This window comes from Streptomyces sp. NPDC001781 (assembly GCF_053596035.1).
This window is the reverse complement of sequence record NZ_JBSFFI010000023.1, coordinates 1-20784: the sequence shown is the minus strand read 5'-3', so window position 1 is coordinate 20784 and position 20784 is coordinate 1. Positions and strand designations below refer to the sequence as shown.

Sequence of the window (20784 nt, the reverse complement as noted above, 5' to 3'; positions counted from 1 at the left end):
CGGGGGAAGTGTCAGCCCCCGAACTCCTCGAGGCCCTTCAGGGCCTGGTCGAGAAGCGCCTGACGGCCCTCCAGCTCACGCTCCAGCTTCTCGGCGCGGGAGGTGTTGCCCTGGGCGCGCGCCTGCTCGGCCTGGCCGCGGAGCTTGTCCACGGCGGCCTGGAGCTGACCGGTCAGACCCTCGGCACGCGCACGCGCCTCCGGGTTGGTCCGACGCCACTCGGCCTCCTCGGCCTCCTGGATCGCCCGCTCCACGGCGTGCATCCGGCCCTCGACCTTGCCCCGCGCGTCGCGCGGCACATGACCGATGGCCTCCCACCGCTCGTTGACCGAACGGAACGCGGCACGCGCGGCCTTGAGATCCCGCACCGGCAGGATCTGTTCGGCCTCCTCGGCCAGCGCCTCCTTCAGCTTCAGGTTCTCGCCCTGCTCCGCGTCCCGCTCGGCGAACACCGAACTGCGCGCGGCGAAGAACACGTCCTGCGCGCCCCGGAAGCGGTTCCACAGGTCGTCCTCGTGCTCGCGCTGAGCGCGGCCCGCGGCCTTCCAGTCCGCCATCAGCTCGCGGTAGCGGGCCGCCGTGGCACCCCAGTCCGTCGAACCCGACAGCGCCTCCGCCTCCGCGACCAGCCGCTCCTTCACGCGCCGGGCATCCTCGCGCTGCGAGTCGAGCTGCGCGAAGTGCGCCTTGCGGCGCTTGGAGAACGCCGACCGGGCGTGCGAGAAGCGGTGCCACAGTTCGTCGTCCGACTTGCGGTCGAGCCGGGGCAGGCCCTTCCACGTGTCCACCAGGGCGCGCAGCCGCTCACCGGCCACCCGCCACTGGTCGGACGCCGCGAGCTGCTCGGCCTCCGCGACCAGGTCCTCCTTGGCCTTGCGGGCCTCGTCGGACTGCTTGGCCCGCTGTGCCTTGCGCTCCTCGCGGCGCGACTCGACCCTCTCGGCGAGCTTGTCCAGCCGGGTCCGCAGCGCCTCCAGGTCGCCCACCGCGTGGTGCGCGTCCACCTGCTCACGGATGTGGCCGATCGCGGTCTGGGCGTCCTTCGCGGACAGATCGGTGGTCTGCACGCGCTTTTCGAGGAGGCCGATCTCGACGACCAGGCCCTCGTACTTGCGCTCGAAGTAGGCAAGCGCCTCCTCGGGGGAGCCGGCCGCCCACGATCCCACGACCTGCTCACCGTCGGCCGTACGCACGTACACGGTCCCCGTCTCGTCGACGCGGCCCCACGGGTCGCTGCTCACAGCGCCTCCTCCACATGATGCCTGCGAAAGGCCTCCCGGCCTCCTGGCATCGTCCACAGTTTCGTCATCGCCAACATAGGCGACCGGCAGGGGGCCTGTCCGCATCCGGCGGCACCCAATTCCGCAGGCGACCGGCCCGCGAGAGCGGACCGGAACACCCCGGCGGGGTCAGGACTTCGTGACCGCCGCCTTGTCGATCACGACCGTCGCGTTCGGGGCGCCGTCGCCCTGGCCGGTGTTCTCGCCCGCCTTGGCGATCTTGTCCAGCACCTTGAGCCCGGCCTTGTCGATCGTGCCGAAGGGGGTGTACGACGGCGGCAGCGGGCTGTCCTTGTAGACCAGGAAGAACTGGCTGCCGCCGGTGTGCGGCTGACCGGTGTTGGCCATCGCCACCGTGCCCGCCGGGTAGGTGTTCTTCTTGAGGCTCTTGTCCTTCAGATTCTCGTCCGGGATCGTGTAGCCCGGCCCGCCGGTGCCGGTGCCCGTCGGGTCACCGCACTGCAGGACGTAGATCCCGTTCGTGGTCAGCCGGTGGCACTTGGTGTGGTCGAAGAAGCCCTTGTCCGCGAGATAGGAGAAGGAGTTCACCGTGTGCGGGGCTGCCGACGCCTTCAGCGCGATGCCGATGTCGCCGCACGTGGTGGCCAGCTTCATCGAGTAGTCGGCCGACGTGTCGATCGACATCGCCGGCTCCTTCTTCCACGACTGCTTCTTCACCGAGCCCTCGGCCGGCTTCTCGCAGGGGTCCGGCGCCTTGCCGGGGCTCGTGGCCGCGCTCGGCGAGGACCCGGCGGCGTCCACCTTCTTGTCGCCGTCGTCCTTCATCACGCCCGTCGTGTACAGGGCCACACTGCCGATCACGATCACGCCGAGCACCGACGCGATCACCGAGTTGCGCATGCGCGCCTTGCGTCGCGAGTCCGTGCGCCGCTGCTGCTGCCGCAAGAACTTCTCCCGTGCGAGCTGACGCCGTCGCTGCTCCTGGCTGACCACCGGGTTTCTCCCTCATGCGAGTCGTGTGCCGACCGGTACGTGTGCGTCCTGTGATCCGACAGGCGCGTGTAGCCCCGTACCGTATATGGGTTCGCTGAGGAAACGGCAGCGCCGGTAGGCTCAAGGGGCTTCTTGCCACCACGGGCCGCCCGCGCGCGAGCCCTCCCGTACCGACACAACGAAGGACGATCGTGCTCATTGCCGGGTTCCCCGCCGGGGCCTGGGGGACGAACTGTTATCTCGTCGCCCCCGCCGCCGGTGAGGAGTGCGTGATCATCGACCCCGGCCATCAGGCCGCCCCCGGCGTCGAGGAAGCGCTGAGGAAGCATCGCCTCAAGCCGACCGCCGTCGTCCTCACCCACGGCCACATCGACCACGTCGCCTCCGTCGTCCCCGTGTGCGGCGCGCACGACGTGCCCGCGTGGATCCACCCCGACGACCGCTACATGCTGAGCGATCCCGAGAAGGCGCTCGGCCGGTCCATCGGGATGCCGCTCATGGGCGAACTGACCGTGGGGGAGCCGGACGACGTCCGGGAGCTGACCGACGGGGCGAAGCTGGACCTCGCCGGGATGGAGTTCTCCGTCGCCCACGCGCCGGGCCATACCAAGGGGTCGGTGACCTTCCGGATGCCCGAGAGCGCCGACGTCCCGTCGGTCTTCTTCTCCGGGGATCTGCTGTTCGCCGGCTCCGTGGGACGCACCGATCTGCCCGGCGGATCGATGGAGGAGATGCTCGGGTCGCTGGCACGCGTGTGCCTGCCCCTCGACGACTCCACCGTGGTCCTGTCCGGCCACGGCCCCCAGACCACCATCGGCCAGGAACGCGCCACCAACCCGTATCTGCGGCAGGTGGCCGCCGGCCAGGGAACCGACCCGGCTCCCCGACGAGGAATGTGACGAGAGAGCTTCCGTGAGCACCTTCAAGGCCCCCAAGGGCACGTACGACCTGATCCCGCCGCAGTCCGCCCGGTACCTCGCCGTGCGCGAGGCCATCGCCGCCCCCCTGCGCAACTCCGGGTACGGCTACATCGAGACGCCGGGCTTCGAGAACGTCGAGCTGTTCGCGCGCGGTGTCGGCGAGTCCACCGACATCGTCACCAAGGAGATGTACGCCTTCGAGACCAAGGGCGGCGACCGGCTCGCCCTGCGCCCCGAAGGCACCGCCTCCGTGCTCCGCGCCGCCCTGGAGGCCAACCTGCACAAGACGGGCAACCTCCCGGTCAAACTCTGGTACTCCGGCTCCTACTACCGCTACGAGCGCCCGCAGAAGGGCCGTTACCGCCACTTCTCCCAGGTCGGCGCCGAGGCGATCGGTGCCGAGGACCCCGCGCTGGACGCCGAGCTGATCATCCTGGCCGACCAGGCGTACCGCTCGCTGGGCCTGCGCCAGTTCCGCATCCTGCTCAACAGCCTGGGCGACTCCGAGTGCCGTCCGGTGTACCGGGCCGCGCTCCAGGACTTCCTGCGCGGACTCGACCTCGACGAGGACACCCTGCGCCGCGCCGAGATCAACCCGCTGCGCGTCCTGGACGACAAGCGCGAGTCGGTGCAGAAGCAGCTCACCGGCGCCCCCCTGCTGCGCGACCACCTGTGCGACGCCTGCAAGGCGTACCACGAGGAGGTCCGCGAGCTGATCACCGCGGCCGGCGTCGCCTTCGAGGACGACCCCAAGCTGGTCCGCGGCCTGGACTACTACACCCGCACCACCTTCGAGTTCGTCCACGACGGTCTCGGCTCCCAGTCCGCCGTCGGCGGCGGCGGCCGCTACGACGGCCTGTCCGAGATGATCGGCGGCCCCGCGCTGCCCTCGGTCGGCTGGGCACTCGGCGTGGACCGCACCGTCCTCGCCCTGGAGGCGGAGGGCGTGGAGCTGGACCTGCCGTCCACCACCAGCGTCTTCGCCGTCCCGCTCGGCGAGGAGGCCCGGCGGGTGCTCTTCGCCAAGGTCACCGAGTTGCGCAAGGTCGGCGTCGCGGCCGACTTCTCCTACGGCGGCAAGGGGCTGAAGGCCGCGATGAAGGCCGCCAACCGCTCCGGCGCCCGCTACGCGCTGGTGCTCGGCGAACGCGACCTCGCCGAGGGCCTGGTCCAGGTCAAGGACATGGAGTCCGGCGAGCAGACCGCGGTCGGCCTGAACGAGGTCGTCGCGGAGCTGGAGTCCCGGCTCTGACCGTCCGAAGCAGGACGACGGGCCGGACGGACAACCGTCCGGCCCGTCACCGTTCGATCGCCTGTGCTGCCGTCCGGCCCGAACCGGCCGAAAATGGAGGGACCGTGCCCGGCCCGCCTCGAACTTATGCACAGCGAACGGTGCGCGAGGGCGGCTGTGCGGCACAATGACCGATGCCCGAAGCAGGCCCGATCTAGCGAGTGACGGAATCGGCGTGATGAGCAAGACGACAGTCAACGACGTCTCCACCCAGTCCGGGCCCGAGCGTGCTCGTGGCACGGCCCGCGTCGAGGGCGGCAGCCGGGCCCTCGCCCTGATGCTGGTGATCACCGGCGCGGCCGGACTCCTCGCCGCCTGGGTCATCACGCTCGACAAGTTCAAGCTGCTTCAGGCCAAGGTCGAGGGCAAGACCTTCGTCCCCGGCTGCAGCCTCAACCCCGTGGTCTCCTGCGGCAGCGTCATGGAGAGCAAGCAGGCCGCCGCCTTCGGCTTCCCCAACCCCATGCTGGGCCTGGTCGCCTACGGCATCGTGATCTGCGTCGGGGTGAGCCTCCTCGTCCGCGCCCGCTTCCCCCGCTGGTACTGGCTGACCTTCAACGCCGGCACGCTGTTCGGCGTCGGCTTCTGCACCTGGCTCCAGTTCCAGTCCCTGTACCGGATCAACGCCCTGTGCCTGTGGTGCTCGCTGGCCTGGGTCGCCACGATCATCATGTTCTGGTACGTCACCTCCTTCAACGTGCGCCAGGGTTTCCTCCCCGCCCCGCGCCCGCTGCGCTCCTTCTTCGGCGAGTTCACCTGGGTCCTGCCCGTGCTGCACATCGGGAGCATCGGCATGCTGATCCTGACCCGCTGGTGGAGCTTCTGGACGAGCTGACGGTCCGCGCCGGCGTCCCGCGGCGTTGTCGGCGGCGTGATTTAGGGTTTCCGGTGTGGAAGCCGACCTGTTCACCGCCGCAGCCGAAGAACGCCAGGAGAAGGAGCCCGCGAGCAGTCCCCTGGCGGCACGCATGCGCCCGCGCACCCTGGACGAGGTGGTGGGCCAGCGCCATCTGCTCAAGCCCGGCTCGCCGCTGCGCAGACTGGTCGGAGAGGGCGGCAAAGGTCCCGCCGGACCCTCGTCGGTGATCCTCTGGGGCCCGCCCGGCACCGGCAAGACCACCCTCGCCCATGTCGTCTCCCGCGCCACCGACCAGCGTTTCGTGGAGCTGAGCGCCATCAGCGCAGGCGTCAAGGAGGTCCGCGCGGTCATCGACGGCGCCCGCCGCGCCACCGGTGGCTTCGGCAAGGAGACCGTCCTCTTCCTCGACGAGATCCACCGCTTCAGCAAGGCCCAGCAGGACTCCCTGCTCCCGGCCGTGGAGAACCGCTGGGTCACCCTGATCGCGGCCACCACCGAGAACCCGCACTTCTCGGTCAACTCCCCGCTGCTCTCCCGCTCCCTGCTCCTGACCCTCGAACCGCTCACCGACGACGACGTACGCGACCTCGTGCGCCGCGCCCTCGCCGACGAGCGGGGCCTCGGCGGGGCGCTGACCCTCCCCGAGGAGTCCGAGGAGCACATCGTGCGGGTGGCCGGCGGCGACGCCCGCCGCGCCCTCACCGTGCTGGAGGCCGCAGCGGGCGCCTCCCTCGACAAGGGCGACGGCGAGCTCACCCTGACCACGCTGGAGGAGACCGTCGACCGCGCGGCGGTGAAGTACGACCGCGACGGCGACCAGCACTACGACGTGGCCAGCGCCCTGATCAAGTCCATCCGGGGCTCCGACGTGGACGCCGCCCTGCACTACCTGGCCCGGATGATCGAGGCCGGCGAGGACCCCCGCTTCATCGCCCGGCGCCTGATGATCTCCGCCAGCGAGGACATCGGCGTCGCCGATCCGGGCGCGCTGCCCATAGCCGTCGCGGCCGCGCAGGCCGTCGCCATGATCGGCTTCCCCGAGGCCGCGCTCACCCTCAGCCACGCCACCATCGCGCTCGCGCTGGCCCCCAAGTCCAACTCCGCGACCACCGCGATCGGCGAGGCCATGGCCGACGTGCGCAAGGGCCACGCGGGCCCGGTCCCCGCCCACCTGCGGGACGGCCACTACCAGGGCGCCAGAAAACTGGGCCACGCCACGGGCTACGTCTACCCGCACGACCAGCCCGACGGCATCGCCGCCCAGCAGTACGCCCCGGACACTCTCAAGGACCGCGAGTACTACACCCCGAGCCGGCACGGCGCCGAGGCGCGGTACGCGGACGCGGTGGAATGGACCAGGAAGCACCTGGGTCGTAAGCGGTCCTGAGCGCCCTGTAGACTGCCCCGAAGTGCTGAGTCCCGTGTCCGGGCCCCCGAAAAGGGGGAACGGCTCACCAGAGCGGGACACCCAGCCGGAGAGCCAGGCCCCCGGGCGGGGCTCTCCAGGAGCGTCGCGCACCGTCGAAGGTGTCGCGGGCAGCCCACCACCCTCCGGCAGCGGCCGGAACCGGTCGGTGGGCCACTCGCGTGCTGCACGTATGTGCCCAGTTCGGGGAACGGCTGCCCGGCCCGTCCGCAAGGACAGGCAGGGTCTCCCCGGCTGCGGATGCGACCTCCCCTAACCCTGGTGAAGCCGTATTCGCATAAGAAACACGAGGTGTCGGTTCCATGGCGAACCAGTCCCGCCCCAAGGTCAAGAAGTCGCGTGCCCTCGGCATCGCGCTGACCCCGAAGGCCGTCAAGTACTTCGAGGCCCGCCCCTACCCGCCGGGCGAGCACGGCCGCGGCCGCAAGCAGAACTCGGACTACAAGGTCCGTCTGCTCGAGAAGCAGCGTCTGCGCGCGCAGTACGACGTGTCCGAGCGCCAGCTCGTCCGCGCCTACGAGCGTGCCTCCAAGGTCCAGGGCAAGACCGGTGAGGCCCTGATCATCGAGCTCGAGCGCCGCCTCGACGCGCTGGTCCTGCGTTCGGGCATCGCCCGCACGATCTACCAGGCCCGCCAGATGGTCGTCCACGGCCACATCCAGGTCAACGGCCAGAAGGTCGACAAGCCGTCCTTCCGTGTCCGCCCGGACGACGTCGTGCAGGTCCGCGACCGCTCCAAGGACAAGACGCTCTTCCAGGTCGCGCGTGAGGGTGGCTTCGCCGCCGACGGTGAGACCCCGCGTTACCTCCAGGTGAACCTCAAGGCCCTGGCGTTCCGCCTGGACCGCGAGCCGAACCGCAAGGAGATCCCGGTGATCTGCGACGAGCAGCTCGTCGTCGAGTACTACGCCCGCTGATCCCAGCCCCGGCGCAGCACCACGGCCCGTCGTCCCCCCGCCCTCCGGCGGACGGGACGGCGGGCTCGCGCGTTCCCGGCACCCCCGCCGGCGCCCGGTAATCCGGTACGGAGCCCCGCCGGTGGCGCGATAGGCTCGGTCCACGACTTTTTCGATGCTCAAGCACGTTTCAGGGAGCTGGTGCGCACAGTGTCCGGTGGAGAGGTTGCCGGGATCCTGGTGGCCGTCTTCTGGGCGATCCTGGTCTCCTTCCTCGCCGTAGCGCTGGCGAGGCTGGCCCAGACGCTCAAGGCGACCACCAAGCTCGTGGCGGACGTGACCGACCAGGCCGTCCCGCTGCTGGCGGACGCCTCGACGGCGGTGCGCTCGGCGCAGACCCAGATCGAGCGGGTCGACGCCATCGCCTCCGACGTGCAGGAGGTGACGTCGAACGCCTCCGCGCTCTCCTCCACCGTCGCCTCCACCTTCGGCGGCCCCCTGGTCAAGGTCGCCGCCTTCGGCTACGGCGTCCGCCGTGCCCTCGGCGGCCGCGACGAGGCCAAGCCCGCGAAGACGCCGCGCCGTACGGTGATCGTGGGCCGGACGGTCCCGGCCGCACGGCGGGGCAAGCGAAAGAAGGACTGAGGACCGCGATGTTCCGCCGTACGTTCTGGTTCGGCACCGGCGTCGCCGCCGGTGTGTGGGCCACCACCAAGGTCAACCGCAAGCTGAGGCAGCTCACCCCCGAGAGCCTCGCCGTCACCGCGGCCAACAAGGCGCTGGAGACCGGGCACCGGCTCAAGGACGCGGCGGTCGGCTTCGCGCTCGACGTCCGCGACAACATGGTCCAGCGCGAGGCGGAGCTGGAGGAGGCACTCGGCATCCACGAGAGCCCCGCCCTGCCGGAACCCCGGCGGATCACCGCCATCGAGAACGACAGCAGCACACTGAAGTACATCGAGAACACGACGTACTCGTACAACCGGAATGAGGACCACTGATGGAGTCGGCCGAGATTCGCCGCCGCTGGCTGAGCTTCTTCGAGGAGCGCGGGCACACCGTCGTCCCTTCGGCGTCGCTCATCGCGGACGACCCGACTCTGCTCCTCGTCCCGGCCGGCATGGTGCCCTTCAAGCCCTACTTCCTGGGTGAGGTCAAGCCGCCCTTCCAGCGCGCCACCAGCGTGCAGAAGTGCGTGCGCACGCCCGACATCGAAGAGGTCGGCAAGACCACCCGCCACGGCACGTTCTTCCAGATGTGCGGCAACTTCTCCTTCGGCGACTACTTCAAGGAAGGCGCCGTCCAGTTCGCCTGGGAGCTGCTCACCAGCCCCCAGGACAAGGGCGGTTACGGCCTCGACCCCGAGCGTCTTTGGATCACCGTCTACAAGGACGACGACGAGGCCGAGCGCATCTGGCACGAGGTCGTCGGCGTGCCCAAGGAGCGCATCCAGCGCCTTGGCATGAAGGACAACTACTGGTCCATGGGCGTCCCCGGCCCCTGCGGCCCCTGCTCCGAGATCAACTACGACCGCGGCCCCGAGTTCGGCGTCGAGGGCGGCCCCGCCGTCAACGACGAGCGGTACGTCGAGATCTGGAACCTCGTCTTCATGCAGTACGAGCGGGGCGAGGGCATCGGTAAGGACGACTTCGAGATCCTCGGGGACCTGCCGAGCCAGAACATCGACACGGGCCTCGGCCTGGAGCGACTCGCCATGATTCTGCAGGGCGTGCAGAACATGTACGAGATCGACACCTCGATGGCCGTCATCGAGAAGGCCACCGAGCTGACCGGTGTGGCCTACGGCGACGCCCACGCGTCGGACGTCTCGCTGCGCGTGGTCACGGACCACATGCGCACCGCCGTCATGCTCGTCGGCGACGGCGTCACCCCCGGCAACGAGGGCCGCGGCTACGTGCTGCGCCGCATCATGCGCCGCGCCATCCGCAACATGCGCCTGCTGGGAGCCGAGGGCCCGGTGGTCAAGCCGCTGATCGACGTCGTGATCGGCATGATGGGCCAGCAGTACCCCGAGCTGATCACCGACCGCGAGCGCATCGAGAAGGTCGCCGTCGCCGAGGAGAACGCCTTCCTCAAGACGCTCAAGGCCGGCACCAACATCCTCGACACCGCCGTCAGCGAGACCAAGCAGTCCGGTGGCAGCGTGCTCTCCGGCGACAAGGCGTTCCTGCTCCACGACACCTGGGGCTTCCCGATCGACCTCACCCTGGAGATGGCCGCCGAGCAGGGCCTCTCCGTGGACGAGACCGGCTTCCGCCGCCTGATGACGGAGCAGCGGGAGCGCGCCAAGGCCGACGCCCGCGCCAAGAAGACCGGCCACGCCGACCTCGGCGCCTACCGGGAGATCGCGGACGCCTCCGGCGCCACCGACTTCATCGGCTACAGCGACACCGAGAGCGAGACCACGATCGTCGGCATCCTCGTCGACGGCGTCTCCTCGCCGGCCGCCACCGAGGGCGACGAGGTCGAGATCGTGCTCGACCGCACCCCGTTCTACGCCGAGGGCGGCGGCCAGATCGGTGACACCGGCCGCATCAGGGTCGACACCGGCGCCGTCATCGAGGTCCGCGACACCCAGAAGCCCGTGCCCGGCGTCTACGTCCACAAGGGCGTCGTCCAGGTCGGCGAGGTCACGGTCGGCGCCAAGGCCCAGGCGTCCATCGACGCCCGCCGCCGCAAGGCCATCGCCCGCGCCCACTCGGCCACCCACCTGACCCACCAGGCGCTGCGCGACGCCCTCGGCCCGACGGCCGCCCAGGCCGGTTCGGAGAACCAGCCCGGCCGCTTCCGCTTCGACTTCGGCTCGCCGGCCGCCGTCCCGACGGCCGTGATGACCGACGTCGAGCAGAAGATCAACGAGGTGCTCTCCCGCGACCTGGACGTGCACGCCGAGGTCATGGGCATCGACGAGGCCAAGAAGCAGGGCGCCATCGCCGAGTTCGGCGAGAAGTACGGCGAGCGGGTCCGCGTGGTCACCATCGGCGACTTCTCCAAGGAGCTGTGCGGCGGCACGCACGTGCACAACACCGCCCAGCTCGGCCTGGTGAAGCTGCTCGGCGAGTCCTCCATCGGCTCCGGTGTACGCCGGATCGAGGCGCTGGTCGGCATGGACGCCTACAACTTCCTCGCCCGCGAGCACACGGTCGTCAACCAGCTCAGCGAGCTGATCAAGGGACGCCCGGAGGAGCTGCCGGAGAAGGTCTCGGCGATGCTCGGCAAGCTGAAGGACGCCGAGAAGGAGATCGAGAAGTTCCGTGCCGAGAAGGTCCTCCAGGCCGCCGCCGGTCTCGCCGGGTCCGCCAAGGACGTGCGCGGTGTCGCCCTGGTCGCCGGGCAGGTCCCCGACGGCACCACCCCGGACGACCTGCGCAAGCTGGTGCTGGACGTGCGCGGGCGCATCCAGGGCGGCCGGGCCGCCGTGGTCGCCCTGTTCACGGTGAACAACGGCAAGCCGCTCACCGTGATCGCCACCAACGACGCGGCCCGCGAACGCGGGCTCAAGGCCGGTGACCTGGTCCGTACCGCCGCCAAGACGCTCGGCGGCGGCGGTGGCGGCAAGCCGGACGTCGCCCAGGGCGGCGGCCAGAACCCCGCCGCCGTCGGCGAGGCCGTCGACGCCGTCGAGCGCCTCGTCGCCGACACCGCGAAGTAGGCCGGGCCGTCATGCGCAGAGGACGCCGGCTCGCCATCGACGTCGGGGACGCCCGGATCGGGGTCGCCTCGTGCGACCCCGACGGGATCCTCGCCACACCGGTGGAGACGGTTCCCGGCCGGGACATCCCGGCCGCGCACCGCAGGCTGCGGCAACTGGTCGAGGAGTACGAGCCGATCGAGGTCGTCGTCGGGCTCCCTCGCTCCCTCAAGGGCGGCGAGGGCCCGGCGGCGGTCAAGGTGCGCGCGTTCACCGAGGAGCTGGCACGGGGCATCGCGCCGGTGCCGGTCAGGCTGGTGGACGAGCGGATGACCACGGTGACGGCCAGTCAGGGACTGCGCGCCTCGGGCGTGAAGTCCAAGAAGGGACGCTCCGTGATCGACCAGGCGGCCGCGGTGATCATCCTCCAGCAGGCACTGGAATCCGAACGGGTGTCAGGTGCGCCACCCGGTGAGGGCGTCGAAGTGGTCATCTGATCGCGGTGCGGTAACGTTCCGCGCGATGCGGCGGTGTTCGAACAGCCACCGCACAGCAAGAGGCGGAACGGAAGCCGGTCCTGGAGCCGGGCGACCCTCGGCCTCGCGGCTCTAGGGGATCGATGACTGAGTATGGCCGGGGCCCAGGCACCGAACCGTGGCATCCGGATGACCCGCTGTACGGGGACGCCGGGTGGGGAGCGCACACGGCCCACGCGGGACAGCAGTACCCCTACGGCGGCCAGCCGCAGCACCCGCAGTACGACGGCTGGTCCCAGGACCAGCAGCCGCACTACGGCGGTCAGCAGTACCCGCAGTACGACGGTCACGGCCAGCACCACTTCGATCCCCAGCACACCGGGCAGTACCCGCATCCCCAGCAGCACCAGGGCGGCTGGGACGCCACGGGCACGCACGGCCATGTCCCCTACGCCGCGGACCCGGGCGACCCCTACGGGCAGCACCCCGTTGCCTACGGCGCCGAGCAGCCCGACCTCTACGGCACCGAGGACGCCTACCCGCCGCCCCAGCCGCCCGGTCACCGGGACCCGGAGCCGGACCACGAGCCCGGCTGGGATCCCCGGGGCGAGGACGAGCACCCCACGCCCCCCGGGGACGACGACACCCCGGCGGAGCCCGCCGAGCGGCGCGGCAAGGGCCGCAAGCCCGTCAAGAGCAAGAAGGGCCGCACCGGCTGCGCCCTGATGGTCGTCGTCCTCGTCTTCGGCGGCGGCCTCGGCGGCGTCGCCTACTTCGGCTACCAGTTCTACAAAAATCGTTTCGCCCCCGCCCCGGACTACGCGGGCAGCGGCAACGGCGAGACGGTGACGGTCGAGATCCCCAAGGGTGCGGTCGGTGCCGCCATCGGCCGCAAGCTGAAGGAGGCCGGCGTCGTCGAGAGCGTCGACGCCTTCGTCTCGGCACAGCTCGCCAACCCCAACGGCAAGTCCCTCCAGGACGGCGTCTACACCCTCCAGAAGCACATGTCCGCCGCCAGCGCGGTGGAGCTGATGCTGAGCCCGAAGAGCCGTGACAACCTCGTCATTCCCGAGGGGAAGCGCAACATCTGGGTGTACGAGGCGATCGACACCCGCCTGAAGCTCGCCAAGGGCACCACGGCGAAGGTCGCCAAGAAGGACTGGAAGGACCTCGGGCTGCCCTCCTGGGCGAACAGCAACAAGGACGTCAAGGACCCCCTGGAGGGCTTCCTCTACCCGTCCAGCTACGCGGTGGCCAAGGGCATGAAGCCCAAGGACGTCCTGAAGAGCATGGTCGAGCGCTCCAACGAGCAGTACAAGCAGTACGACCTCGCGGGCAAGGCGCAGGAACTGGGGCTGAACAGCCCGCTCCAGGTGCTCACGGTGGCGAGCCTCGTGCAGGTCGAGGGCAAGTACAAGCACGACTTCGGCAAGGTCGCCCGCGTCGTGTACAACCGCCTCAAGCCGGACAACGTCGAGACGGCGGGCCGGCTGGAGTTCGACTCCACGGTCAACTACCTGAAGGGCCAGAGCACCCTGGACGTCGGTTCGGTCGCCGGTCTGCGGAAGATCGCCGATCCGTACAACACCTATGGCATCAAGGGACTTCCGCCGGGCCCCATCAGCAACCCCGGCAGCGAGGCGATCGAGTCCGCGCTGAAGCCCACTCCCGGTCCTTGGTACTACTTCGTCTCGATCAACGAGAACGAGACGGTGTTCGCCGTCACCAACGAGGAGCACAACCGCAACGTGGAGAAGTACCAGGAGGCCCGGAAGCAGGCGGGCAACTGATGACTCCGGGAGCCGTCGGCACCCGCCGGGCCGCCGTGCTCGGCAAGCCCATCGGGCATTCGCTCTCGCCGGTGCTGCACCGCGCCGCGTACGCCGAACTCGGACTCGGCGACTGGTCCTACGACCGGTTCGAGGTGGACGAGGCGGGGCTGGCGGGGTTCCTCGCGGGGCTGGGGCCGGAGTGGGCCGGGCTGTCGCTGACCATGCCGCTCAAGCGGGCCGTGATGCCGCTGCTGGACGAGGTCAGCGAGACGGCGGCCTCCGTGGACGCGGTCAACACCGTGGTGTTCACGGAGGACGGCCGCAAGGTCGGGGACAACACCGACATCCCCGGCATGGTGGCCGCACTGCGCGAGCACGGGATCGAGGAGGTGGAGTCCGCCGCCGTCCTCGGAGCCGGCGCCACCGCATCCTCCGCGCTCGCCGCGCTCGCCCGGATCTGCCCCGGCGAGGTCGTGGTGTACGTCCGCAGCGCCGCCCGCGCCGCGGAGATGCGGGAGTGGGGCGAGCGGCTCGACGTCGAGGTCCGCACCGCCGACTGGGCGGACGCGGCCGAGGCCCTGCACGCCCCCCTGGTGATCGCCACCACCCCCGCCGGCACCGCCGACGCCCTGGCCACCGCCGTACCCGAGCGCCCCGCCACCCTCTTCGACGTGCTCTACGACCCCTGGCCCACCGAGCTGGCGGCCCGCTGGTCCATGTTCGGCGGAGCCGTCGTCGGCGGCCTGGACCTGCTGGTCCACCAGGCCGTGCTCCAGGTGGAGCGGATGACCGGCCGCACCCCGGCCCCGCTGGAGGCCATGCGCCGGGCGGGCGAACGGGGCCTCGCCGCCCGCTGACCCGCCGCTTCCCGCTTCGCACCGGGGTCCCGAAATCCGGACCGAGGCCCGGATAACGGGCCCGGCGTGGGAGGATCGGAGGTGGCGGGCCGGGATCGCGCACCCGGTCGGGCCGCCGCCGTACGCGCGGACACGCGTAAGCGGGGCAGTACCGGGCGCGAAAACTGAGGAGCACCGTTGAGCAGGCTGCGTTGGCTGACCGCGGGGGAGTCCCACGGTCCCGCACTCGTCGCGACGCTGGAGGGACTTCCCGCCGGCGTGCCGATCACCACGGAGATGGTGGCGGATCATCTCGCGCGGCGGCGGCTCGGCTACGGGCGCGGCGCACGGATGAAGTTCGAGCGCGACGAGGTCACGTTCCTCGGCGGTGTGCGGCACGGGCTCACCCTCGGCTCCCCGGTCGCGGTCATGGTGGGCAACACCGAGTGGCCGAAGTGGGAGCAGGTCATGGCGGCCGACCCGGTGGACGAGGAGGTGCTGGCCGGCCTCGCGCGCAACGCCCCGCTGACCCGCCCGCGCCCCGGCCACGCGGACCTCGCGGGCATGCAGAAGTACGGCTTCGACGAGGCCCGGCCGATCCTGGAGCGGGCCTCCGCGCGGGAGACGGCGGCCCGGGTCGCGCTGGGCGCGGTGGCGCGGTCGTACCTGAAGGAGACCGCCGGGATCGAGATCGTCAGCCACGTCGTGGAGCTGGCCGCCGCGAAGGCGCCCTACGGGGTGTACCCGACCCCGGCCGACGTCGAACGGCTGGACGAGGACCCGGTGCGCTGCCTGGACGCGGACGCCTCCAAGGCGATGGTCGCGGAGATCGACCAGGCCCACAAGGACGGCGACACCCTCGGCGGCGTGGTCGAGGTGCTGGCGTACGGAGTCCCGGTCGGCCTCGGCTCGCACGTGCACTGGGACCGCCGGCTGGACGCCCGGCTCGCGGCCGCCCTCATGGGCATCCAGGCGATCAAGGGCGTCGAGGTCGGCGACGGCTTCGACCTGGCCCGCGTGCCCGGCTCCAAGGCGCACGACGAGATCCTCACCACCCCCGAGGGCATCAGGCGCGCCACCGGCCGCTCCGGTGGCACCGAGGGCGGTCTGACCACCGGTGAGCTGCTGCGGGTGCGGGCGGCGATGAAGCCGATCGCCACCGTGCCGCGCGCGCTGGCCACGGTCGACGTCGCCACCGGCGAGGCCGCGCAGGCCCACCACCAGCGCTCCGACGTGTGCGCGGTTCCGGCCGCCGGCATCGTGGCCGAGGCGATGGTGGCCCTGGTCCTCGCGGACGCGGTCGCGGAGAAGTTCGGCGGCGACAGCGTGGCCGAGACCCGCCGCAACGTCCGCTCCTACCTCGACAACCTGGCGTTCGGATGAGCGCCGTGCCCATGGTCGTGCTGGTCGGGCCGATGGGCGTGGGCAAGTCCACCGTCGGACGGCTGCTCGCCGACCGGCTGGGCGCCGCGTTCCGCGACACCGACGACGACATCGTGGCCGCCGAGGGCCGCACCGTCGCCGAGATCTTCGTGGACGACGGCGAGGACGCCTTCCGCGCGCTGGAGAAGCGCGCGGTGGCCGAGGCGGTCGCCGGGCACACGGGCGTCCTCGCGCTGGGCGGCGGCGCCGTCCTCGACGCGGACACCCGTGCGCTGCTGAGCGGGCAGCGGGTGGTCTACCTCTCGATGGACGTCGAGGAGGCCGTGCGCCGCACCGGGCTGAACGCGGCCCGGCCGCTGCTCGCCGTCAACCCGCGCCAGCAGTGGCGCGCGCTGATGGAGGCCCGCCGCCATCTGTACGAAGAGGTCGCCACCGCCGTCGTGCCGACGGACGGACGCGGTCCCGAGGACGTCGCCCGAGCCGTCCTGGACGCACTGGAGTTGAAGGAAGCATGAGCGAGGCAGTCACCCGCATCCAGATCGCCGGGACGGCGGGTACCGACCCCTACGAGGTCCTGGTGGGCCGCCAGTTGCTGGGCGAGCTGGCCGGACTGATCGGCCAGAAGGCCAAGCGGGTCGCCGTCATCCACCCCGAGGCGCTCGCCGAGACCGGCGACGCGCTCCGCGCCGATCTGGCGGGCCAGGGGTACGAGGCGGTCGCCATCCAGGTGCCCAACGCCGAGGAGGCGAAGACCGCGGAGGTCGCCGCCTACTGCTGGAAGGCGCTCGGCCAGTCCGGCTTCACCCGCACCGACGTGGTCGTGGGCGTCGGCGGCGGCGCCACCACCGACCTCGCCGGGTTCGTCGCGGCGACCTGGCTGCGCGGCGTGCGCTGGATCGCCGTCCCCACCACCGTGCTGGCCATGGTGGACGCGGCGGTCGGCGGGAAGACCGGCATCAACACCGCCGAGGGCAAGAACCTCGTCGGGGCCTTCCACCCCCCGGCCGGCGTCCTGTGCGACCTGGCCGCGCTGGACTCCCTCCCGGTGCACGACTACGTCTCCGGGCTCGCGGAGGTCATCAAGGCCGGCTTCATCGCCGACCCGGTGATCCTCGACCTGATCGAGTCCGACCCGGAGGCCGCCCGCACCCCGGCCGGACCGCACACCGCCGAGCTGATCGAGCGGTCGATCCGGGTCAAGGCCGACGTGGTCTCCTCCGACCTCAAGGAGACCGGCCGCCGGGAGATCCTCAACTACGGCCACACGCTCGGCCACGCCATCGAGAAGAACGAGCGGTACAAGTGGCGGCACGGCGCGGCCGTCGCCGTCGGCATGCACTTCGCCGCCGAACTCGGCCGCCTGGCGGGCCGGCTGGACGACGCGACCGCCGACCGGCACCGCGCCGTCCTGGAGTCCGTCGGTCTGCCGCTGCACTACCGCTACGACCAGTGGCCCAAGCTGGTGGAGGCGATGAAGGTGGACAAGAAGTCGCGCGGCGACCTGCTCCGCTTCATCGTGCTGGACGGCCTCGCCCGGCCGACCGTGCTGGAGGGCCCCGACCCGGCCGTGCTGCTCGCCGCCTACGGCGAGGTCGGCCAGTAGGTCGCGTACCGCCCGGTGTGCCCCGATTCCCACTCAGGGGCGGGCACTTCGCACCGCCCCCGGCCGTTTCACCGAATGACGGCCGGGGGCGGTACCGTTCGGTGGGGTGCGGGCTCCGTACCCCACCTTCCGGCGCCGAGCGCGTGTACGAGATGGAGTGGCAACGGATGCAGCACGCAGTGGGATCTCCGCTGCCGCCGCCCCACCAGCCGGGGCACGGGCCGCACACCACCTGGGCCGCGGGAGCGCCACAGGGTCCGGGCGTGCCACCACCGGGCTTCTCGGGTGCCGTGCCCCCCGCGCCCCCGACGCCTCCGGCCCCGCCCGCGCAGGCCCCGGCCCCGCAGCGCCCCGCTGCCCAGCCTCCGGTGGCCGCGCCGCCCGCGCCCGACGCCTCCGGGCACGTGAGGCTGCCGCCCGGCGGTCCCGTGGGCGTTCCCGCCGCGCCGCCCCCCATGACCGCGCCCGACTCCTCGTCCACCACGCTCGCGGTGCTGCTGATCGGTCCGGCGGGCGCCGGCAAGACGAGCGTGGCCAGGTACTGGGCCGACCACCGCCGGGTGCCCACCGCCCACATCAGCCTGGACGACGTCCGCGAGTGGGTCCGCTCCGGCTTCGCCGACCCGCAGACCGGATGGAACGACCACTCCGAGGCCCAGTACCGCCTGGCCCGCCGCACCTGCGGCTTCTCCGCCCGCAACTTCCTGGCCAACGGGATCTCCTGCATCCTCGACGACGCCGTCTTCCCGGACCGCCCGGTCGTGGGGCTCGGCGGCTGGAAGCGCCATGTCGGTCCCGGCCTGCTCCCGGTGGTGCTGCTGCCGGGTCTGGACGTCGTCCTGGAGCGCAACGCCGAGCGCTCGGGCAACCGCCGCCTCACCGACGAGGAGGTGGCCCGCATCCACGGCCGCATGGCCGGCTGGTACGGCTCCGGGCTGCCCATCATCGACAACTCCCAGTTGGACGTGCCCGGCACCGCACGGGTGCTGGACGAGGTGCTGGCGCGGGCGATCGCGAGCCCGCCGAACTGGTAGGGACACCGGCCGCACCCCACTCGGCCCTCGCCGACCGGCACAAACCGGGCGCAACTTCTACGCTCGTCTCATGTCAGAGGTGTACGCGACCCGTCGATCCCGGCTGAGGGAACGCTGCAACGCGGCCGGTACCGCGGCAGCGCTCATCTCCCGCCCCGCCAACGTGCGCTACCTGGCGGGCGCGGCCCCCCAGGGTGCCGTCCTGCTGCTCGGCCCGGACCAGGACCGCCTGGTGTGCCCCGTTCCGCCGGAGGACCGGCCGGCGGACGGGCGCCCCGACGAGTCCCTGGTCCTGCACATCCTGTCCACGCCCGGCCGGGACCCGGCGGTGACCGCGGCCGACCTGGCCGGGAGCCGGGGCGCCGAGGCCCTCGCCGTGGAGGAGCACCACCTCACCGTGGCCCGGTACCGCGCCCTGGACGCCGCCGCGCCCGGGCTGCGGCTCGCCGGGCTCGGCACGGCCGTGGAGCAGCTCAGGCTGATCAAGGACGAGGAGGAGATCTCCTGTCTGCGCATAGGTGCCGAGATCGCCGACCAGGCCCTCGGTGAGCTGCTGGAGTCGATCCTGGTCGGCCGCACCGAGCGGCATCTCGCGCTGGAGCTGGAGCGCCGGCTGGTCGACCACGGCGCCGAGGGCCCGGCCTTCCCGACCTCGGTCGCCACCGGCCCCAACTCCGGCCGCGCGGGCCACCGTCCCACCGACCGGCGGGTGGAGGAGGGCGACTTCCTCTCCGTCTGCCTGGGTGCCGCCTACCGGGGCTACCGGTGCGAGATCGGCCGGACCTTCGTCATCGGCACCTCGCCGGCCGACTGGCAGGTCGAGCTGTACGACCTGGTCTTCGCCGCCCAGCGGGCCGGCCGTGAGGCCCTCGCGCCGGGCGCGGCCTGCCGTGACGTGGACCGTGCCGCGCGTCAGGTGCTGGACTCCGCCGGGCACGGCGGGGCCCTCCAGCCGGCCACCGGGCACGGGGTCGGGCTCGAAATCGACGAGGACCCGCAGCTCGCCCCCGCGGCCATGGGTAAACTTGACGCTTGCGTGCCGGTCACCGTCGAGCCGGGGGTCCACCTTCCGGGCCGGGGCGGAGTCCGGATCGATGACACGCTCGTCGTCCGCCCCGAGGCGGACGGCGGACCCGAGCTACTCACCATCACGACCAAGGAACTGCTCGCCCTGTAGGCAGGTGCGGGCGCCGGGGTCGTACGTCAGTCCAGGAGATTCCGCAACCGTGGCTTCCACGAACGACCTCAAGAACGGCATGGTGCTCAAGCTCGACGGGGGCCAGCTTTGGTCCGTCGTCGAGTTCCAGCACGTCAAGCCCGGCAAGGGCCCGGCCTTCGTGCGCACCAAGCTCAAGAACGTCCTCTCCGGCAAGGTGGTCGACAAGACCTTCAACGCCGGTGTCAAGGTCGAGACGGCCACCGTCGACAAGCGCGACATGCAGTACTCGTACAAGGACGGCGAGTACTTCGTCTTCATGGACATGGAGACGTACGACCAGCTCCACATCGACCCGAAGGCCGTCGGCGACGCCGCGAACTTCCTGATCGAGGGCTTCACCGCGGTCGTCGCCCAGCACGAGGGCGAGGTGCTCTTCGTGGAGCTGCCGGCCGCCGTCGAGCTGGTCATCCAGGAGACCGAGCCGGGCGTCCAGGGCGACCGCTCCACCGGTGGCACCAAGCCCGCCGTCCTGGAGACCGGCCACCAGATCCAGGTCCCGCTGTTCATCACCACCGGCGAGAAGATCAAGGTCGACACCCGCACGAGCGACTACCTCGGCCGGGTGAACAGCTAACCGTGGCCGCCCGCAACACGGCCCGCAAGCGCGCCTTCCAGATCCTCTTCGAGGGTGACCAGCGCGGCACCGATGTCATCACGGTCCTCGCCGACTGGGTCCGGCTCTCCCGGAGCGACACCCGGCAGCCCCCCGTGAGCGAGTACACGATGCAGCTCGTCGAGGGGTACGCCGAGCGCGCCCGCCGCATCGACGACCTGATCGCCCAGTACGCGGTGGGCTGGACGCTCGACCGGATGCCGGTCGTCGACCGCAACCTGCTGCGTCTCGGCGCGTACGAGCTGATCTGGGAGGACGAGACCCCGGACGCGGTCGTCCTCGACGAGATGGTGCAGCTCGCGAAGGAGTTCTCGACGGACGAGTCGCCGGCCTTCGTGAACGGCCTCCTCGGCCGCTTCAAGGAGCTCAAGCCCGGCCTGCGCCGGGACGAGGCGTAAACCGGCAGGACAAGACGCCGGAGGGCCCGCAGCACGCCTGCTGCGGGCCCTCCGGCGTCCCACGTGGCGCAACAAGAACCGCCGGGGTGGGGGGGGGGGGGAGACCCCCCCCCCCCCCCCCCCCGATAAGGGGGGGGAAACCCCGGCGAGGGTTGAAGAGGAGAAGAAGAGA

20 protein-coding genes are annotated in these 20784 nt (G+C 71.3%); 18 read left to right on the top strand and 2 right to left on the bottom strand.

Going from position 1 to position 20784, the window contains the following annotated elements; genetic code table 11:
- Positions 1–11: 11 nt before the first annotated feature.
- Complete coding sequence (locus ACWCV3_RS20865; protein ID WP_451226104.1) at positions 12–1241, bottom strand: DUF349 domain-containing protein; 1230 nt, start codon at positions 1239–1241, stop codon at positions 12–14.
- A gap of 168 nt (positions 1242–1409) precedes the next feature.
- The gene (locus ACWCV3_RS20860) at positions 1410–2234 is read right to left on the bottom strand and encodes a peptidylprolyl isomerase (RefSeq protein WP_451226101.1); all 825 of its coding nucleotides are present in this window, start codon (positions 2232–2234) and stop codon (positions 1410–1412) included.
- Between the two features lie 191 nt (positions 2235–2425).
- On the opposite strand from ACWCV3_RS20860, the gene ACWCV3_RS20855 reads away from it, so the two are divergent.
- From ACWCV3_RS20855 to nusB, 18 genes are all read left to right on the top strand, one after another.
- Complete coding sequence (locus tag ACWCV3_RS20855; RefSeq protein WP_451226099.1) at positions 2426–3133, top strand: MBL fold metallo-hydrolase; 708 nt, start codon at positions 2426–2428, stop codon at positions 3131–3133.
- Between the two features lie 13 nt (positions 3134–3146).
- A complete protein-coding gene (gene hisS / locus ACWCV3_RS20850) occupies positions 3147–4406 on the top strand; it encodes a histidine--tRNA ligase (RefSeq protein ID WP_451226096.1) in 1260 nt (419 codons plus the stop codon).
- Positions 4407–4623: 217 nt separating this feature from the next.
- A complete protein-coding gene (locus tag ACWCV3_RS20845) occupies positions 4624–5280 on the top strand; it encodes a vitamin K epoxide reductase family protein (RefSeq protein ID WP_451226093.1) in 657 nt (218 codons plus the stop codon).
- A 55-nt stretch (positions 5281–5335) separates the two neighbouring features.
- Positions 5336–6691 (top strand): replication-associated recombination protein A, encoded by a 1356-nt coding sequence (locus ACWCV3_RS20840; RefSeq protein ID WP_451226090.1) that lies wholly within the window; start codon positions 5336–5338, stop codon positions 6689–6691.
- A 341-nt stretch (positions 6692–7032) separates the two neighbouring features.
- Positions 7033–7647, top strand: coding sequence for a 30S ribosomal protein S4 (rpsD, locus tag ACWCV3_RS20835; RefSeq protein ID WP_135788065.1), 615 nt, complete (start codon positions 7033–7035; stop codon positions 7645–7647).
- Between the two features lie 180 nt (positions 7648–7827).
- A complete protein-coding gene (locus ACWCV3_RS20830; RefSeq protein ID WP_031180163.1) occupies positions 7828–8271 on the top strand; it encodes a DUF948 domain-containing protein in 444 nt (147 codons plus the stop codon).
- Between the two features lie 8 nt (positions 8272–8279).
- Positions 8280–8627, top strand: coding sequence for a hypothetical protein (locus ACWCV3_RS20825; protein WP_451226086.1), 348 nt, complete (start codon positions 8280–8282; stop codon positions 8625–8627).
- Positions 8627–11299 carry an alanine--tRNA ligase gene (gene alaS / locus ACWCV3_RS20820; RefSeq protein WP_451226083.1) on the top strand — a complete coding sequence of 891 codons (2673 nt, stop codon included), beginning with the start codon at positions 8627–8629 and terminating at the stop codon, positions 11297–11299. The genes ACWCV3_RS20825 and alaS overlap by 1 nt, the downstream gene beginning before the upstream one ends.
- 11 nt (positions 11300–11310) lie before the next feature.
- Positions 11311–11775: a Holliday junction resolvase RuvX gene (gene ruvX / locus ACWCV3_RS20815; protein ID WP_451226080.1), complete on the top strand. Its 465-nt coding sequence runs from the start codon at positions 11311–11313 to the stop codon at positions 11773–11775.
- A gap of 122 nt (positions 11776–11897) precedes the next feature.
- A complete protein-coding gene (gene mltG, locus ACWCV3_RS20810) occupies positions 11898–13544 on the top strand; it encodes an endolytic transglycosylase MltG (protein WP_451226077.1) in 1647 nt (548 codons plus the stop codon).
- Positions 13544–14383, top strand: a complete 840-nt coding sequence (locus ACWCV3_RS20805) for a shikimate dehydrogenase (RefSeq protein ID WP_451226075.1) — start codon at positions 13544–13546, stop codon at positions 14381–14383. Before mltG ends, ACWCV3_RS20805 begins: the two co-directional genes overlap by 1 nt.
- Before the next feature lie 177 nt (positions 14384–14560).
- Entirely contained in the window at positions 14561–15745 is a 1185-nt protein-coding gene (gene aroC / locus ACWCV3_RS20800) for a chorismate synthase (RefSeq protein ID WP_451226072.1), read from the top strand.
- Positions 15742–16260, top strand: a complete 519-nt coding sequence (locus tag ACWCV3_RS20795; RefSeq protein WP_451226070.1) for a shikimate kinase — start codon at positions 15742–15744, stop codon at positions 16258–16260. The genes aroC and ACWCV3_RS20795 overlap by 4 nt, the downstream gene beginning before the upstream one ends.
- Positions 16257–17348, top strand: a complete 1092-nt coding sequence (gene aroB / locus ACWCV3_RS20790; RefSeq protein ID WP_451226067.1) for a 3-dehydroquinate synthase — start codon at positions 16257–16259, stop codon at positions 17346–17348. The genes ACWCV3_RS20795 and aroB overlap by 4 nt, the downstream gene beginning before the upstream one ends.
- A 167-nt stretch (positions 17349–17515) precedes the next feature.
- The gene (locus tag ACWCV3_RS20785; protein WP_451226064.1) at positions 17516–18382 is read left to right on the top strand and encodes a Pro-rich N-terminal domain-containing protein; all 867 of its coding nucleotides are present in this window, start codon (positions 17516–17518) and stop codon (positions 18380–18382) included.
- 70 nt (positions 18383–18452) lie between these two features.
- Complete coding sequence (locus ACWCV3_RS20780; RefSeq protein WP_451226061.1) at positions 18453–19559, top strand: aminopeptidase P family protein; 1107 nt, start codon at positions 18453–18455, stop codon at positions 19557–19559.
- Positions 19560–19608: 49 nt separating this feature from the next.
- The gene (gene efp, locus ACWCV3_RS20775) at positions 19609–20175 is read left to right on the top strand and encodes an elongation factor P (protein ID WP_381270709.1); all 567 of its coding nucleotides are present in this window, start codon (positions 19609–19611) and stop codon (positions 20173–20175) included.
- A 2-nt stretch (positions 20176–20177) separates the two neighbouring features.
- Positions 20178–20612 (top strand): transcription antitermination factor NusB, encoded by a 435-nt coding sequence (gene nusB, locus ACWCV3_RS20770; RefSeq protein ID WP_031180173.1) that lies wholly within the window; start codon positions 20178–20180, stop codon positions 20610–20612.
- Positions 20613–20784: the final 172 nt, after the last annotated feature.